Raw genomic sequence first — 17,407 nt, forward strand, 5'->3', positions numbered from 1 at the left:
AATTAACCAAAACACCTGTTTTTATTAAACGTTTTTATAAATAATTATAAACAATTCATTCATTAAACCAACTTTACAATTTTTTAAATATCTTTAAGCTTAATCTTAAATTTTTAAACATGCGTTACCTCATTGTTTTATCTTTTTTCTTCGGAAGTTTAGCTGCATTCTCACAAAATGATCTAGAAAAAGACATTATAAATATTGAATCTAAAGTTATAGAATGGAGACATTACTTTCATGAAAACCCAGAACTCTCAAATAGAGAATTTAAAACAGCTGAAAAAATTGCCGCACATTTAAGTTCACTTGGTCTAGAGGTACAAACTGGAGTCGCAATAACAGGAGTCGTTGCTATATTAAAGGGCGATCAACCAGGAAAAGTAGTTGCGTTGAGAGCAGATATCGACGCACTTCCAGTGACTGAACGTAATGACCTACCATTTAAAAGCCAAGTAGAAACGGAATTTTTAGGAACCAAAACAGGCGTTATGCATGCGTGTGGTCATGATACACACATCGCTATTTTAATGGCTACAGCAGAAATACTATCAAAACATAAAGACAAAATTAAAGGTACTGTAAAATTCATATTCCAACCAGCAGAAGAAGGCCCACCTCCTGGAGAAGAAGGTGGTGCAGCATTAATGATTAAAGAAGGTGTTCTAGAAAACCCAAAAGTAGATGCTATTTTTGGTTTACATATTAATTCTGATACTCCAGTAGGCATGATCACATACAAATCTGGTGGTATTATGGCTGCGGTAGATCGTTTTGTTATTCATGTAAAAGGAAAACAAACACATGGCTCACAGCCTTGGTCTGGTGTAGACCCAATATTAATTTCAGCTAAAATTATTGATGGCTTGCAAACTATAATAAGTAGAGAGTCTGAACTCACTAATGAAGCCGCTGTAATTACTGTTGGCAAAATAACTGCGGGTACACGTTTTAATATTATTCCAGAATCTGCAGAAATGATTGGAACCGTAAGAACTCTAGATCCAAAAATGAGGGCTCATATTGAAAAGCGCATGCGAGAAATGATAGCATCTATCGCTAAGGCTTATGGTGGCGAAGCTACTGTTACATTCCAAAGCAATACATCAATTACATTTAATGATATAGACTTAACAGCACAAGTACTTCCTACCCTTCAAAAAACTGCAGGTATAGATAATGTCGTGTTAACAAAAGCAACTACTGGTGGTGAAGATTTCTCGTATTTTCAAGAAGTCGTGCCTGGTGTTTATTTCTTTTTAGGTGGCATGACTCCTGGAAGCGCAGAATCTTTTCCTCATCATACTCCAGATTTTAAAATTGATGATAGCAGCATGCTTTTAGGCATTAAAACTATGACGCATTTGGCATTGGATTATTTGAATCAATAAAACGCATGGACTACCTTTGTGAGCAAAAGCAATTTTTTACATCAAATTATTTATGTAAATTAATTTTGGGTTTATTTAGACTAAAAAAAATATCTTTACATCCTTAATTGACCTTTATGGATACTTTTTTTAACTTTATTTCTCATATCACTTGGTGGATATGGATTATTATTGGATTGGCCCTTGTAGCTCTTCGCGATATAATTCAACGCCGACACAGTATTAGTCATAACTATCCAATAGTGGGACACTTTAGATATCTGTTAGAAAGTATTGGTCCAGAAATAAGACAATATTTCGTAGCCAACAATAGAGAGGAATTACCTTTTAATCGCATAGAACGTGGTTGGATTTATGCTTCTGCCAAAAGCGAGAACAATTATGAAGGTTTCGGTACTGATCGAGATATCTACGCACATCAGCATATATTCATCAATAATGCGATGATTCCTTATAAAGTTGAAGATGACCATGTCAATGCTCAGGATCGGTACTTTTTGCCATGTGCTAAAGTAATTGGAGCGCACAACAAACGAAGACGACCTTTTCGTCCAGCATCTGTAATTAATGTTTCTGCTATGAGTTTTGGCTCGTTGTCTGCAAGGGCAATTGACTCCTTAAATAAAGGTTGTAAAATAGCTGGTGCGTATCATAATACTGGAGAAGGTGGTTTATCGCCTTATCACAGTAATGGTAGTGATGTTATATTTCATTTTGGAACTGGTTATTTTGGAGTACGAACAGAAGATGGTAATTTTTCTATGGAAAAAATGAAAAAACTGGTTGAAGACAATCCTTTTGTTAGAGCTATTGAACTTAAATTATCTCAAGGAGCAAAACCAGGGAAAGGCGGTGTATTACCAGGTGAGAAAATAAATAAGGAAATTGCAGAGATTAGAGGAGTAGAAATTGGCAAAACCGTTTTATCACCACCAAACCATAAAGCATTTTCGACCATCCCAGAGATGGTAGATTTTATTGAAGCCATAGCCGAAGAAACAGGCCTGCCAGTTGGAATAAAAGCGGCTATTGGAAAATTAGAGCAATGGGAAGAGCTTACTGATATCATGAAAAACACGGGTAGAGGCCCAGATTTCATTACTGTTGATGGTGGTGAAGGTGGCACAGGTGCTGCACCTCCAAGTTTTGCAGATCACGTAAGTTTACCTTGGGTTTATGGATTTGGAGATTTATATAAATTATTTCAGAAAAAAGAATTAGAAAAACAGATCGTTTTTATAGGGAGTGGAAAATTGGGCTTTCCAGGCAAAGCGGCTATGGCTTTTTCAATGGGTGTAGATATTATTAATGTTGCTCGTGAAGCCATGATGAGCATTGGTTGTATCCAAGCTAAAGTTTGCCATACAAACAGGTGCCCAAGTGGTGTCGCAACACAGAGTGAGTGGCTACAACGCGGTATAGATGTTCCATTAAAATCTGAACGTGCGGGACAATACTTCAAGACTTTTAGAAAAGAGTTTTTAGAAATCACACATGCTGTTGGCCACGAGCATCCTTGCCAGTTTAAAATGAGTGATATTGAACTAAACGTTCATGATCACAATTTGTCATCTGAGCTCAGTTTAACGTATCAATACAAAAAAACACCTGTACCATTTAATGGTATGCAGTCTTTAAAGGATTGTGAGTATTTAGGTGGAAATAATAGAAAACACAAATAAACTTATCATTAAAAAAAACAATAACCAATTATGGAACAACAGTTAATTAATTTATTAATGTTTATAATTCCAGCTTTAATTACTGGTGCAATCGCTTTCTTATTTTTTCGAGAGTTTGTAGAAAATGAAAATAGAAGACGTGAGTTTTTGATTCAAAAAGATTTACAAAAAGACAGTCTGCCAGTGCGCCTTCAAGCTTATGAGCGCTTGTCCCTATACTTAGAAAGAATAAAACCTTCAAAACTACTAGTTAGAGTAACTCCAACATCTTCAATTAAAGAAGATTATGAATCATTACTTATAGCCAATATTGAACAAGAATTTGATCATAATTTAGCACAACAAATCTACGTTACAGACAAATGTTGGAGCATCTCTTGTACCGCAAAAAACGCAACGATTCAAATGATTAGAAAAGCAACTTTATCAGATAAAGTGGATAGCTCAGATAAACTTCGTGAAGTAATTCTAATAAACCTTATAGACAAAAGACCACCTAGTGATGCAGCACTTTCTTTTATCAAAGAAGAAGTCTCTGATCTCTGGTAATAAATATATATATTAATTATAATTACGTTGTCCTATAAATAAAATAATACAGTCTTCTTCTGAGGCAATTATCCATATTCAAATAGTTCTTAAACAAAGTGAAAGAAACGCGCAACTATGAATTGATTTTACTGACTAGAAAAAACAAAGAAGGATGTTTTTTTTACTGATTACGTCTTAGAATCGAATCATCCTTATGCTTCTTCTTCGCATAAGTATAACCTTGCTCCCACCATTTAGTCATCAATCGTTTACTAAAAATTAAAGAGTTTTCAGTTAAGCTTGTTGGTGTATAATACAAATTAAGCTTTACACCTCTGTTTTTCGCAGCAAGTTTTCCAATCACGATATCATTTTTCTCAACTTGATCAAGCAAGTGACCAAACAGATTGAGCATTAAAGAAAACGGATTCTTACCTAAAACTTTAATGCGCTCCATTTGCTCGGCTTCTAAAACAATAGCATCAATTTCTGTTGCGCCTCTCAAGATAGCTTCGCGTATTGGGATAACACAGCCCAAACCACCATCTGCATATTCATAACCGTTTACTGTTGCTAAAGACATAAATGGAATGTAATTACATGAAATCCAAACCCAATTACAATACTCCTCATAAGTACAATCTTTAATAGATTTATACTCTACACGATTCATTGATAAATTAGAAACAGTCACCACAACATCTTCCTTTGTTTCCTTAATCTTGTTGTATTCTTCTTTTGTGAAATTGCGTTTTATATGTCGTCTTAAAGCCTTGCTTTCCCCGAATGTACGCTTCCGTCTTATGAATTGCCAGAGTGAGTTCACAAAATCAATGGACACATACTCACGATCTCCTTTTTGATGCTGTACAAACGGACTAATACTAAAAATATCATGTTGCTGCACATTAGTAAACACATCATAAAGCTTACCTATATCGCCTAAGGCCAAGTGATTAACCAGCAAACTCCCTGTTGATGTCCCTAAGAACATGTCGTACTGCCGACCTTGATCTTCTATCAAGTATTGCGCAACCCCTCCTGCAAATGCGCCTTTACTTCCTCCTCCTGATATCACTAGTGCTCTCAAATAACTATTTTTTTATTCTGATATAATATTCAACTCACTAACTTCTTCATCTTTAAATTTAGCAAAGTTGAATCCTCTTTGCCACCATTGCGTCATTTTTTCTTTTTCAAATATTAATGAATTCGTAGTGAGCACAGTTGGTGTATAATAAAAATTAATAATAGCTTCTTGATTGGTAGCTACAAATTTCCCAATACGAATATTACTGTTTTCAATTCGGTCCAGCATAAAAGCGAACATATTCGTTAATAATGAAAATGCATTTAACGAAGGCATTCTATTGAGCTGCGAAACCTCAGTTTGTAAAACTATAGCATCAACTATTGTCGCTCCTCTTCTTATAGCCTCTTCAATAGGCACCATAGACCCTAAACCTCCATCAGCATATTCGCAACCGTCTTTTTTAACTAAGGACATAAATGGTATATAATTACAAGATATCCAAATCCATTCACAAAAAGCTTCATAGCTAAAATCTTTGATAGATTTATATTCCACCTGGTTTAAAGACAGGTTTGAAACCGTTACCACCACATCAATATCTCTTTGTTTTAACAAATCAAATTCTTCACGTAGAAGTGTTTGATCTATAAGCGATTTCAAATTAAAGCTTTCTCCAAAGGTTTTACTTCCTTTTAAGATGTTCCTCAGCACATTAAAGTGATTAATTCCAATGGTTTCAATACCTTTTTTCCTTCTAATAACAAAGGGACAAATACTAAAAATTGATGATTGATTTACATTAGTATACACATTCTTAACCTTCTCTATGTTATTCATAGCCAAATGTGACACTAACAAACTCCCTGTAGAAGTTCCAATAAAAATCTCATAATCGTTTCGCTTTTCCTCAATAAGATACTGCGCTACACCTCCTGCAAACGCTCCTTTACTTCCACCTCCTGATATGACTAATGCTCTCAATTATTGTTTTTTAAGTTCTTCAATCAATAGTTTATACGTATTTTCTTTTTCCAACTCTCCAATTAAATTCTTTGCGTATTTTGAAAATCGCCAATTATGATGCTTCGTAGCGTCTAAAAGACTTTTTACGGATTCTTTTTCAAATCCGTCAATTAGTTTCAAATAATCAAACGTTCTCATTCGTAATTCAAAATGATGTTGAGGCGAACTATAGCTAATCAACTCATTTAAAACATCCTGTTTTTTATCAGGCTGAAACTCAATTGTATTTAAATGTAGTACTAACCACAGTAATCGCACATTATAATCGTTAAAACCTCTAATATCTTTGGTTTTCTGCAAGTACTTGATACGTTCCTCGGGGAAGTTCACCCATAAATTATACAATGCAGCTTCTATAGTCACATAGGACTTATCATTTAAAAGCGATTCATACTCCAATTTTAATTCCTTCGGAATAGTACTCACGTATTTAGCGATTGCTTGCCGCACTTCTATATTATTCCTGAAAGCTTCAGCTTCTAAACGCCCTGAAATTTGACTCACTACCTTTATTTTCCCCTTATCGGAAATATTGGAGACCAAGTAATCCTTGCATTTTTGAGAATACTCCTCGCAATTAATAGCTAGGTATTCTCGCATGAAAGCAGATTTCTTAAAACTTTTAACAATTATAGCTTCCGGAAGTTTTACTTCAGTTAACCAATCATTTACAAAGACAGATAAATCCTGTCGGCTCGATTTTTCAACTTCAGACATAAAATCGGTTGTGGTTACATTTCCGAATTGATGGTTGTTCAAATACGTTTTCACAGCGTCTTTAAAGGCGCTATCACCAACCTGCTCTCTCAACACATGTAAAGCCCAAGCCCCTTTTTTATAAAACGTCGTGCTACTAGATTTGGGATCTAACAACGATGTGCTTCCTCCAGCGTCCTCTTGAGCAATTAACTCCTGAGCATTCTCGAATAATTGCCAGTAATAATGATCATCTCCAAATACATCACGCTCAGCCAACAAAGCGTAATACGTGGCGAATCCTTCTTGCAGCCAATGATGCGCACTAGAAGTTGCTGTCACTAAATCACCAAACCATTGGTGCGCTAATTCATGTGCATTCACGGTAATGTAATTTTTATCATTAAACCCAATAGAATCCACCACAAAGCTATCTGAGAAAACCGTAAGACTTGTATTTTCCATTCCAGAATACAAAAAGTCGTTTACTGGCACTTGCTTGTAATTTTGCCAAGGGTACGGGAATCCTATTTCAGCCTCCAAGTAATCAAACATTTGCTTTGAATAGCGATATGTTGGTTCCACTTTTAGAGAATCTTCTGGATAATAGTAATATACTAGTGGAATTCCGCTTTTAGAAGTTTCTGTTTTTTTGTTGTATTTACCAATAACTAGAGCAACTAGGTAGCTTGACATTGGTTGTTGCATATCATAAGTCCATTTGGTATATTCTTTACCAATCTCTTTTTTTATAAGCTTACCATTAGATAAAACTTCATACCCATTGTCATGATTTATTGACAAATCAAATTCGATTTTATCATTGACATCATCGATACTTGGCAACCAGTTACTCGTGTATTTTCCTTGTCCTTGCGTCCAGATTTGGTCATCAACAAAGTATAAAGCCTTTTTGGGAATGCATTCATAAACAAAGCTCAACTTAATTATTAGCCCTGCTTTAAAATCATCATAAAACCAAATTTTATCGTCTTTGGCAATAGACTTTACAACTCGTTCGTCGAAAGGCCTCTCGGAAGTGTACTCAACTGAAGTGTTTTCCAAAACTTCAGACTTTAATTGAATATTCTTAGCATCTAAAAAAATAGAATCTAAATCTTTAAGAATTTCAAATTCAACAGAATACATCCCATTGACACTTTTTAGCTGTGATGACAGATTGAGATTCGCGTCAATCGATTTGAAATCCACATAATCCGTTTGTTGAGCGGTTACAATTCCTGAGAAAAATAAGAAAGCGATAAGTTGAAGAAATTGTTTCATGTGCAGGCTTTATCAAAGATGAGACCAAAATACTATTTTTATCATCTCGATCGAAGGAAGAGATCACATTAATTTATCCAGTTAACACTATAAATGGTCATTATCAACAAAATAATTTTATAAATACTAGCTACTTGCTTGATTTCTTTATGCTTTCGAAATGACTAACCTTTGATTTTACAGCAAAAAGACTCTTCTCCATTCCTAATTTAATGTTCATTACAGTTATCAAGGAGGTTTCCACTTTCGTGGGAATTAGTTAATTTTGCAACTATGAGTTCAAAACTTCAAACTCCTATAGATTACCTCAAAGGTGTTGGCCCCAATCGTGCAGATTTATTACGCAGCGAATTGGGAATTCAGACGTACCAAGATTTGATTAACCTGTTCCCTAACCGTTATTTGGACCGCACCAAATACTACAAAATCAATGAATTACAACGCAATAGCGCTGAAGTCCAGATCATTGGTAACATCACAGGTTTTAAAGAAATTACTCAAAAACGAGGCAAACGCCTAGTTGGTACCTTTCAAGATGAGACTGGACGCATAGAGTTAGTTTGGTTTCGTGGTCAAAAATGGATTCGTGATAGCATAAAACCAAATACTCCTTATGTGATCTTCGGAAAAGTGAATTGGTTCAATGGTGTCTTCAGCATGCCACATCCAGAATTTGAACTTTTAAGCGTGCATGAACAAAATTTGTCCTCAACCATGCAAGCTGTATATCCCTCTACCGAGAAATTATCGAATAAAGGTGTCACGAATAAAGTGATGAATAAAATTATGCAAAGTTTGTTTTTAGAAACCAACGGACGCTTTGCTGAAACGCTTCCAGATTTCATACATTCTGAACTCAAATTACTACCTAAAAGCGATGCCCTTTTCAACGTTCATTTTCCAAAAGATCAAGAGCTTTTATCACGCGCAGAATTCAGATTAAAATTTGAAGAATTATTCTATCTTCAGTTACAGTTAATTTTAAAAAATCTCATCCATAAATCTAAAATAAAAGGCGTTCCATTTAATTCGGTTGGCCCCTATTTCAATTCATTCTATAATGATCATTTGCCTTTTAAATTAACGAACGCTCAGAAACGAGTTCTCAAAGAAATTAGACACGATTTAGGCAGCAATGCTCAGATGAATCGATTATTACAAGGTGATGTTGGCTCTGGAAAAACAATAGTTGCGTTCATGTCAATGCTCATGGCACTTGACAATGGTTTTCAAGCCTGCTTAATGGCGCCGACTGCAATTTTGTCAGTCCAACACTTCCAAGGATTAAGTGAGTTAGCTAATAAATTGGATATCAGCATAAAGCTACTTACAGGATCAAGTAACACTTCACAACGAAGAGACATTCACAAATCCTTAGAAAATGGCGATTTACAAATCTTAATTGGCACACATGCCCTGCTTGAAGACAAGGTGAAATTCAAGAATTTGGGGCTTGCAATTATTGATGAACAGCACCGTTTTGGAGTTGCGCAACGTTCTAAATTATGGAAAAAAGGGCCCTCTTCTACCCTATCAAATGACAGTGAAACACAGATTATTCCACCACATGTTTTGGTGATGACTGCGACACCAATACCGCGTACTTTAGCCATGTCTGTTTATGGAGATTTAGACATCTCTATTATCGATGAATTACCTCCGGGAAGACAAGCTATAAAAACCGTTCATCGCTATGATTCAAACCGACTCAAAGTCATGCGATTTATGCGTGATGAAATCGAGAAAGGCAGACAAATTTATATTGTTTATCCGTTGATTCAAGAAAGTGAACATATGGATTATAAAGATTTAATGGATGGTTATGAAAGTATCGTTAGAGAATTTCCGCAGCCAAAATACCAGATATCGATAGTTCATGGCAAAATGAAACCTGTAGATAAGGAATTTGAAATGCAACGCTTTGTCAAAGGCGAAACACAAATTATGGTCGCAACAACCGTAATTGAGGTCGGCGTAAATGTTCCAAATGCATCTGTAATGATTATAGAGAGTGCAGAACGCTTTGGTTTATCGCAACTACATCAATTAAGAGGTCGCGTTGGTCGTGGTGCTGAGCAAAGTTTCTGCATATTAATGACGAGCTTCAAATTAAGTCAAGATAGTAAAGTACGCTTGGAAACGATGACAAAAACGAGTGACGGGTTTGAAATTGCTGAAGTCGATTTACGTTTAAGAGGTCCTGGCGATATCATGGGAACGCAACAAAGTGGTGTTTTAAATCTTAAAATAGCAGATGTAATAAAGGATAAAGACATCTTATACAGCGCTCGTTTTTATGCTAAACAAGTCCTTACTAACGACCCCTCTTTAATAAACATAGAAAACAAAACGATCTTAAACACCTATCGCGAACTTAGTAAATACAAGAATATTTGGAATTATATTAGCTAAGCTGAAGTTGAATTCGAAATCACAGAACTTTAGGACAGAATTAAGGACACGGTCCGCTTTTCAATAAAAAAAGAAATTTAAATGCAAAAGAAAACTGCAGACATACTAATTATTGGCGCCGGTTTAACAGGCCTCACACTAGCGTATTATTTGAAGCAACTTAATATTCCAGTCACGCTTGTAGAGGCACGACACCGTATTGGTGGACGTATTTACACAAAACAAAACAACAATCAAGCACCTGTAGAACTCGGCGCAACCTGGTTTGCCAACGAGCATAGCGAGCTTATAAAGCTATTAAAAACATTACATCTTGATATTTTTGAGCAATACTACGGAACCACTGCTATTTACGAGCCTAGTAAAGCAAACCCACCTCAACTTATCAGTTTACCACATAGTAACCAAGCTAGTTATCGTATAAAAAACGGAACACAAAGCATCATTAATGCCCTATGTAACGAATTAGAAGCACATCAGATTATTACAGACTGTGCTATTACTTCAATAGAAAGACATGATGGTTATATTTTAGCAAAATCTGAATCTTATGAATTTGAGTGTAAACATATTGTATCAACTTTACCGCCTTACCTATTTGACAAAACAATACTTATTGAACCCCAATTACCTCAAGAACTAAAAAAAATATTACAAAACACACATACTTGGATGCATGATTCTATCAAAGTTGGATTCACATTTGCAGTACCGTTTTGGAAAGATGAACGCACTAGTGGAACAATTTACAGTAACCTGAGTGTGCTTCAAGAATTCTATGACCACTCTAACGCAGATGAAAACTTATATGCTTTAGTCGGTTTTATGAATAAGGATGTTTACAGTCACACGAAAGAAGAAAGACAAGAATTAGCACTAAAACAATTAGAGCAATACTACGGAAATGAAGTGCGAAGCTTCTTGTCTTATGAAGAATTAGTTTGGCAAGACGAACGTTACACAACCGCAAGTCGTGATGGTTTTATAATGCCACAACAAAATAATGGTCATCTACTTTTTCAAAACTCTTATTTAGACGAATCCTTGTTTATTGCAGGAACAGAAACGAGCACTTACGCCTCTGGCAAAATGGAAGGCGCTGTAAGAAGCGCACAACATGTTTTTAGACAAATTAAATCACTTTTATAGTATCTTTATCAAAAAAAATAGACTCATGAGCATGCTTCACCTCAAATTAGAAACCGATCCACGTTGGGCTACTATTGCAGAAGAAAATATTGAAGAAATCCTAACAGATCACGCTTGGTGTGAACAAAAAGCCTGTACTAATGCGATAACGATTATAACACATAATTCACAATATGAAGATTTAGTAACCGATTTGTTAGAATTAGCAAAAGAGGAATTGGAACATTTTCAAATGGTACATGACATTATCAAGAAACGAGGCTATACTCTGGGCAGAGAGCGAAAAGACAGCTATGTCAATGAATTATATAAGTTTATGAATAAAGGCGGTAGTCATTTACAAAGTATGGTAGATCGTTTATTATTCTCTGCAATGATTGAAGCTCGCAGCTGTGAACGCTTTAAATTATTATCTCAACGCATTAAAGACGAAGAATTATCTAAGTTCTATTATGACTTAATGGTGAGCGAAGCAGGACATTACGTCACCTTTATTGGTTTTGCTAGAAAATACGGAAAAGATATTGACGTGGATAAAAGATGGCAAGAGCTAGTTGCGTTTGAAGGCGAAGTCATAAAAAGCTATGGAAAGTCTGAATCGATACATGGATAGATTATAAAAAAAATAGCCTTTTTAATTTATAATTCCAGGTCACCCCTCTACTTAAACTGATTCTAACACCCACAAATGCTCTATAAGTTATAAAAAACAAATCTAATCTTCCTTCAACAACTCATCAATAAAACTAGTAAACTCAGCTTTAAACTCCGTAAACTTCTCACCTGTTGCCGGACCATTAAATCCCGTATGAATTTTTCTCACCTTACCTTTTTTATCTATAAAAATAGAAGTTGGATAAGATAATACGTGATTTAACATCGGTAATTTTTCTTTAGCTTTTGTTTTACTAGACGAACCATATTGTGCTAAAAGTATTGGATACTCAATGCCTATATTATCTTGCAAACGCTTAATACTTGAAAGTGCTTTCTCTTCAGTCTTTGCATATTCAAAAGCCAACGCTACAAACTCGATACCTTTCTCTGCATTACTGTTATAGAACTCTGAATAGTACTTACTCTCATCTAGACAGTTAGGACACCAAGTTCCCATAATTTGCACAACTACGACCTTATCTTTAAATCGTTTGTCAGTTAACGACACAGCGTTCCCTTTTGAGTCAGGAAACGTGAATTCTAGAGCATCATATCCGTCATTCAAAAACGTCAATTCATTTGCGTTTGGCAATTCAAAATCATCGTTACGTTTTGCCGTAAAAGGCTCTTCCCAATGGTTTCCCGAGTAGAACATACCGTTCATAGTACTATCATTTACTTGTGCCGTAAACAAAAAAGCATGCGCACCATCAAACGCGGAAAGCTTCATCGTGTCGCCATCCATTACGCCTTCTAAATAACGATAATCACCAGTTGTTGTTCTAAATGTTCCTGTTATACGTGTACCGTCTTGTTTAAAAATCCCCTTTGCGATATATATATCTTCTTCGGAATTTGGACTAAACACCGTTTCCCAGTTTCCTGTAACGTTTTGGGTAGGCCTTTCTATTTTAAGATCAAAACGTGTGTTCTTTCCTATTTCCGCAGAAAAAGGAACCACTCGATCCAAACTCTCCTTAATAAAGCTACCGTTTAGTGTACCGTCTTTTACAACGGCTTTAATATAACCTTCAAAAACTGGTGTTTTTATGACAATAGTATCATTGGAGTATTCTAAATCTGTTACCATAATCACTTCATCTGCGTTGAATATCTTTAGCGCGTCACGTGATGTAACCTCAAAATTAAAAGGTAAAACTTCTGTTTCTGTAAGTTGTAGTTCTGCTCTCCAAACGCCTTCTTGCAAGGCATTAGGTCGATTGAGATTACAACCTAAAATCAATAGTAAAATCGGTAAAACAAGTAATTTTCGCATAATGGGTTTTCTAATTAAAAACGTATAGTCTCAGCAAAGATAAACTTCTTACAAATAATGCCTAGTAATGGGTTTAATATCATGACCAATTATAGATTTTTAAAATTTCCAAAGAAAAAAAGGCTATATCTCTATTTTTTATTAAAAAAACACCTCGAAACTATTAGTATTATTATCTTTGGCAATTGACAAATTAAGACAATGAAAATATCATATAACTGGTTAAAACAATTTTTAAAAACAGATTGGCCTGCTGAGCAAACTGGCGAATTATTAACCGATTTAGGTTTAGAAATTGAAGGGATAGAACCCTATCAATCTGTAAAAGGAGGTTTGAAGGGCATCGTCATTGGCGAGGTTTTAACGTGCATACAACATCCTAATGCAGACCGATTAAAAATCACAACTGTAGATATTGGTGCTGATGAAGTACTTCAAATCGTTTGTGGAGCACCAAATGTTGCTGCTGGTCAAAAAGTCCCTGTCGCTACTATTGGGACGACCTTATACACCGAAACTGGTGAGGCTTGGACAATTAAAAAGGGTAAAATTAGAGGAGAAGAAAGCCATGGAATGATTTGTGCTGAGGACGAACTTGGTCTAGGGAAATCTCACGATGGCATCATGGTTCTTGATAAAAAAACACAAGTTGGAGCGCTAGCTGCAGATATTTTTGACATTGAAAATGATACCGTTTTTGAAATTGGTTTAACACCAAATAGAGCGGACGCAATGAGTCATTTTGGTGTTGCTCGTGATTTGAAAGCGGGATTGTTACAAAAAGATGATATAAATACTGAGATGATTACTCCATCTGTAAGTTCTTTTCATGTGGATAGTAGGACTTTAAAAATCGGTATTGATGTTGAAGATTACAAATTAGCACCTCGATATTGTGGTGTAACCATTACTGGCCTAAAAGTTGAGGATTCTCCTGCTTGGCTGCAAAACAGATTAAAAGCTATTGGCTTAGCGCCTAAAAATAATATTGTTGATATTACTAATTATGTATTACATGAGTTAGGTCAACCACTTCATGCATTTGATGCTGCAAAGATATCTGGGAATAAGGTTATTGTAAAGACGTTAGCAAAAGGCACAAAGTTCACTACTCTTGATGATGTAGAACGCGAATTAAGTGCTGACGATCTCATGATTTGTGATGCAGAAAAACCTATGTGTATTGCTGGTGTTTTTGGAGGCGCTCATTCTGCTGTATCAGAAGGCACGACTAGTATTTTTTTAGAAAGTGCGTATTTCAGTCCTGTAAGTATTAGAAAAACAGCTAAACGTCACGCTTTAAATACAGATGCGTCTTTTAGATTTGAGCGAGGAATTGACCCTAATATGACAGGTTATGCATTGAAACGTGCTGCCTTATTAATCGTTGAGATTGCTGGTGGTGAAATTTCTAGTGATTTATTAGATTCTTATCCCAAGAAAATAGAAGATTTTCAAGTCCGTTTAAGTTTTGAGAACGCGGCAAAATTAATAGGTGAAGAAATCCCAAAAGAAACTATAAAACGTATTTTATCGTCGCTAGACATAAAAGTTAATAACGTAACCGAAGCTGGATTAGGTTTAACTGTTCCTGCCTATAGAAACGATGTTCAACGTGAAGCAGATGTTATAGAAGAAATTTTGCGTGTCTATGGTTACAATAATATTGGTACTACAGAAAAGTTAAACGCATCGATTTCTAATACTTCTAAATTTGAAGACTATAAGCTTCAAAACATTATCGGTAATCAATTGGTCTCTCAAGGCTTTTTTGAAATTTTATCAAATTCTCTAACCACTCCAAAATATATTGCCCTAAGCGAGCAATTAAAAGAGGAGCACAATGTAGAAATGCTCAATCCATTGAGTAATGATTTAAGCGTGATGCGTCAAAGCTTACTTTTTTCTGGATTAGAAGCAGTGCGTTATAATATCAATAGAAAACGTGATGATTTGAAGCTCTATGAGTTTGGAAAGACCTATCATAGCTATACTGATGGTCGTCAAGAATACAAACATCTTTCTATGTTTCTAACCGGTAGTAAAACTAATTTACGATGGAATTCACCTGTTCAAAAGAGTGACTTCTTTTATTTAAAAGGTATTGTTAATAGTACTCTAGAACGTTTAGGTTTATCGGGACATAGAGTCTCTCCTATTAACAATGACGTATTTAGCGAAGGGATTAGTTTATCTCTAGGAAAAAGGAAACTGGTCGAGTTTGGTGTCATTAATAAAAAGGTACTAAAACCCTTCGGAATTTCGCAAGAAGTTCTTTATGCAGATTTCAACTGGGATAATGTTATTGATATGGCAAAACATAATGATATCAAGTTTAAAGACATTCCGAAATATCCTGAAGTTCGTCGTGATTTTGCACTCTTATTAGATAATGACGTGACTTTTGAAGCTATTACTAAGATTGCTATGCAGACCGAAAAACAATTACTTAAAGATGTAGATCTATTTGATGTGTATGAAGGTAAGAACCTTCCGAAGGGAAAGAAAAGTTATGCGGTTAGCTTCATCATACAAGATGAACACAAAACACTTACTGATAAGCAGATTGATAAAATAATGAATAAACTTCAAGCTAATTTTGAAAAGCAGCTTGGTGCAGAATTGAGATAAACGTTTTGAAAAACAGAATCATCTTACTATTTACGTGCTTGTTTAGTTTGACAACCACTTTAGTAGCGCAAACCCTAGAGAACACAAAAGGAAAAGACTCTTCTTCCATTTGGGACCTCATAAAGCATGATGCCAAATACACCGTTAAAGGTGTTGCACATTCTTTAACTCGTCCTGTACAATGGCAAGGCAATGATTTTGCCAAGTTTGGAATGCTAGTTGCTGGGACTGCAACATTAAGTTTAGCAGATCAACCCATTAGAGATTGGGCTCAACAAAATCAAGGTAATTACCCAAAAGCTTTAAGAGATTTTGGTTGGTATTTTGGAAGTCCACAAAATTACTTTGCAGCAAATGCTGGTTTATATGCTTTTGGTTTATTGACTAAAAATGAAAACGTCAGAAAAACAAGTGTTCTCATTATTTCGTCATCCATAACAACAGGACTATTGCAGTCATTCACTAAAGCTGCAGTTGGAAGAGCACGTCCAGGCTCTGGGTTTGATAATTATACATTTAGTCCATTTTCTGGTGAAGCTACTTATCGTTCATTCCCATCTGGTCATACGATTTTATCGGTTACAATGGCGCATTCAATAGCTAAACAATTTGATAATACATGGATAAAAATTGGCATTTATACTCTTGGAGCTCTGCCTCCAATTTCTAGAGTAATTGATGATGCGCACTGGATTACAGATTTAGCATTTAGTGCAGCGCTAAGCATTATCGTTGTAGACTGCATTGATAATTATTTATTTAAAGAGGAAGCTTACGACTATCCAAGAAAGAAAAAACTTATTTCTTGGAATCTACGATTTGGTGGTAATCAAATTGGTGTTGTAGGAACCTTTTAGTGGCTCACCATAGAACTTGCCATTCTATCTGTTAAACTATTCCAAAATATTACGGAGACTTGCTTTTAAGATTCAAATAATCCTTAATTTTAACATTAACAAAAATTGAAAAATATGGCAAAAGTAACATTAGGTGGAAACCCAGTACACACTTCAGGAACATTACCTGAAACAGGATCAAAATCTCCTGATTTTAAATTAACTGCGACTGATTTATCATCCAAATCGTTAAGCGATTATACAGGACATAATTTGGTATTAAATATATTTCCTAGTGTTGATACTGGAACTTGTGCAGCATCAATTCGAGAATTTAACAAAGCTGCTAACGCTTTAGAAAACACCAAAGTATTATGTATTTCTAAAGATTTACCATTTGCCATGGCTCGTTTTTGTGGGGCTGAAGGCTTGGATAATGTTGAAAGCTTATCAGATTTTAGAGATGGTAACTTCGGAAAAACTTACGGACTAGATTTCACAGACGGAGCATTTGAAGCATTGCTATCTAGATGTGTCGTTATTGTTAATGCAGAAGGGAATGTAATTCATACAGAACAAGTATCAGAAATTGCAGATGAACCCAATTATGAAGCTGCGCTTAATGCTTTAAAATAAATTTGAGTAATTATTATTAACGTCTAGCATTAGAATCTCTGAAATATATTAAATCTTATTAATAATTTTTAGAGATTCTAAAATGCTTAACTAAATTCAGCTTAAGTTAATTAAGGATCAATGTCAAAAAAAGAATCGTTTCTAATAAACCGAGTTAAAAGTGTGGGTTA

General features: G+C 35.2%; 13 protein-coding genes. 9 read left to right on the top strand and 4 right to left on the bottom strand.

Annotated features, from left to right (window positions below; genetic code table 11):
- The first annotated feature begins 119 nt into the window (after positions 1-119).
- From ACJAZK_RS02350 to ACJAZK_RS02360, 3 genes are all read left to right on the top strand, one after another.
- Positions 120-1,391, top strand: a complete 1,272-nt coding sequence (locus tag ACJAZK_RS02350) for an amidohydrolase (protein ID WP_415222417.1) — start codon at positions 120-122, stop codon at positions 1,389-1,391.
- Positions 1,392-1,507: 116 nt separating this feature from the next.
- Positions 1,508-3,073, top strand: coding sequence for an FMN-binding glutamate synthase family protein (locus tag ACJAZK_RS02355; RefSeq protein ID WP_415222418.1), 1,566 nt, complete (start codon positions 1,508-1,510; stop codon positions 3,071-3,073).
- Between the two features lie 30 nt (positions 3,074-3,103).
- Positions 3,104-3,622: a hypothetical protein gene (locus ACJAZK_RS02360; protein WP_415222419.1), complete on the top strand. Its 519-nt coding sequence runs from the start codon at positions 3,104-3,106 to the stop codon at positions 3,620-3,622.
- A 163-nt stretch (positions 3,623-3,785) separates the two neighbouring features.
- Here the strand turns inward: ACJAZK_RS02360 and ACJAZK_RS02365 are convergent, their stop codons facing one another.
- The 3 genes from ACJAZK_RS02365 to ACJAZK_RS02375 are packed head-to-tail and all read right to left on the bottom strand — an operon-like array spanning position 3,786 to position 7,640.
- The gene (locus ACJAZK_RS02365; protein ID WP_415222420.1) at positions 3,786-4,694 is read right to left on the bottom strand and encodes a patatin-like phospholipase family protein; all 909 of its coding nucleotides are present in this window, start codon (positions 4,692-4,694) and stop codon (positions 3,786-3,788) included.
- A 12-nt stretch (positions 4,695-4,706) separates the two neighbouring features.
- Positions 4,707-5,618: a patatin-like phospholipase family protein gene (locus ACJAZK_RS02370; protein WP_415222421.1), complete on the bottom strand. Its 912-nt coding sequence runs from the start codon at positions 5,616-5,618 to the stop codon at positions 4,707-4,709.
- Positions 5,619-7,640, bottom strand: a complete 2,022-nt coding sequence (locus ACJAZK_RS02375) for a M1 family metallopeptidase (protein WP_415222422.1) — start codon at positions 7,638-7,640, stop codon at positions 5,619-5,621.
- A 273-nt stretch (positions 7,641-7,913) separates the two neighbouring features.
- On the opposite strand from ACJAZK_RS02375, the gene recG reads away from it, so the two are divergent.
- From recG to ACJAZK_RS02390, 3 genes are all read left to right on the top strand, one after another.
- The gene (gene recG, locus ACJAZK_RS02380; protein ID WP_415222423.1) at positions 7,914-10,052 is read left to right on the top strand and encodes an ATP-dependent DNA helicase RecG; all 2,139 of its coding nucleotides are present in this window, start codon (positions 7,914-7,916) and stop codon (positions 10,050-10,052) included.
- Between the two features lie 81 nt (positions 10,053-10,133).
- Complete coding sequence (locus ACJAZK_RS02385) at positions 10,134-11,201, top strand: flavin monoamine oxidase family protein (RefSeq protein WP_415222424.1); 1,068 nt, start codon at positions 10,134-10,136, stop codon at positions 11,199-11,201.
- A gap of 31 nt (positions 11,202-11,232) precedes the next feature.
- Positions 11,233-11,814 (top strand): tRNA-(ms[2]io[6]A)-hydroxylase, encoded by a 582-nt coding sequence (locus ACJAZK_RS02390; RefSeq protein ID WP_415222425.1) that lies wholly within the window; start codon positions 11,233-11,235, stop codon positions 11,812-11,814.
- 102 nt (positions 11,815-11,916) lie between these two features.
- On the opposite strand, the gene ACJAZK_RS02395 is transcribed toward ACJAZK_RS02390, so the two are convergent.
- Positions 11,917-13,134, bottom strand: a complete 1,218-nt coding sequence (locus ACJAZK_RS02395) for a peroxiredoxin family protein (protein WP_415222426.1) — start codon at positions 13,132-13,134, stop codon at positions 11,917-11,919.
- Between the two features lie 201 nt (positions 13,135-13,335).
- Here ACJAZK_RS02395 and pheT point away from each other — a divergent pair, with 201 nt between their 5' ends.
- The 3 genes from pheT (at position 13,336) to tpx (ending at position 17,237) form a co-directional block, all read left to right on the top strand.
- A complete protein-coding gene (gene pheT / locus ACJAZK_RS02400; protein ID WP_415222427.1) occupies positions 13,336-15,765 on the top strand; it encodes a phenylalanine--tRNA ligase subunit beta in 2,430 nt (809 codons plus the stop codon).
- Positions 15,766-15,770: 5 nt separating this feature from the next.
- Positions 15,771-16,622 carry a phosphatase PAP2 family protein gene (locus ACJAZK_RS02405; RefSeq protein ID WP_415222428.1) on the top strand — a complete coding sequence of 284 codons (852 nt, stop codon included), beginning with the start codon at positions 15,771-15,773 and terminating at the stop codon, positions 16,620-16,622.
- Between the two features lie 114 nt (positions 16,623-16,736).
- Positions 16,737-17,237 (top strand): thiol peroxidase, encoded by a 501-nt coding sequence (gene tpx / locus ACJAZK_RS02410; protein WP_415222429.1) that lies wholly within the window; start codon positions 16,737-16,739, stop codon positions 17,235-17,237.
- The last annotated feature ends 170 nt before the right edge of the window (positions 17,238-17,407 follow it).

The organism is Psychroserpens sp. (assembly GCF_047633235.1).
In the GTDB taxonomy this organism is placed as follows: Bacteria; Bacteroidota; Bacteroidia; order Flavobacteriales; family Flavobacteriaceae; genus Psychroserpens.

Bases quoted from the DNA above. Each gene is read 5' to 3' on its own strand.
- ACJAZK_RS02360 (WP_415222419.1), top strand. From the start codon at position 3,104: ATGGAACAACAGTTAATTAATTTATTAATGTTTATAATTCCAGCTTTA.
- ACJAZK_RS02355 (WP_415222418.1), top strand. From the start codon at position 1,508: ATGGATACTTTTTTTAACTTTATTTCTCATATCACTTGGTGGATATGG.
- ACJAZK_RS02350 (WP_415222417.1), top strand. From the start codon at position 120: ATGCGTTACCTCATTGTTTTATCTTTTTTCTTCGGAAGTTTAGCTGCA.
- ACJAZK_RS02395 (WP_415222426.1), bottom strand. From the start codon at position 13,134: ATGCGAAAATTACTTGTTTTACCGATTTTACTATTGATTTTAGGTTGT.
- ACJAZK_RS02375 (WP_415222422.1), bottom strand. From the start codon at position 7,640: ATGAAACAATTTCTTCAACTTATCGCTTTCTTATTTTTCTCAGGAATT.
- recG (WP_415222423.1), top strand. From the start codon at position 7,914: ATGAGTTCAAAACTTCAAACTCCTATAGATTACCTCAAAGGTGTTGGC.
- ACJAZK_RS02390 (WP_415222425.1), top strand. From the start codon at position 11,233: ATGCTTCACCTCAAATTAGAAACCGATCCACGTTGGGCTACTATTGCA.
- ACJAZK_RS02385 (WP_415222424.1), top strand. From the start codon at position 10,134: ATGCAAAAGAAAACTGCAGACATACTAATTATTGGCGCCGGTTTAACA.
- pheT (WP_415222427.1), top strand. From the start codon at position 13,336: ATGAAAATATCATATAACTGGTTAAAACAATTTTTAAAAACAGATTGG.
- tpx (WP_415222429.1), top strand. From the start codon at position 16,737: ATGGCAAAAGTAACATTAGGTGGAAACCCAGTACACACTTCAGGAACA.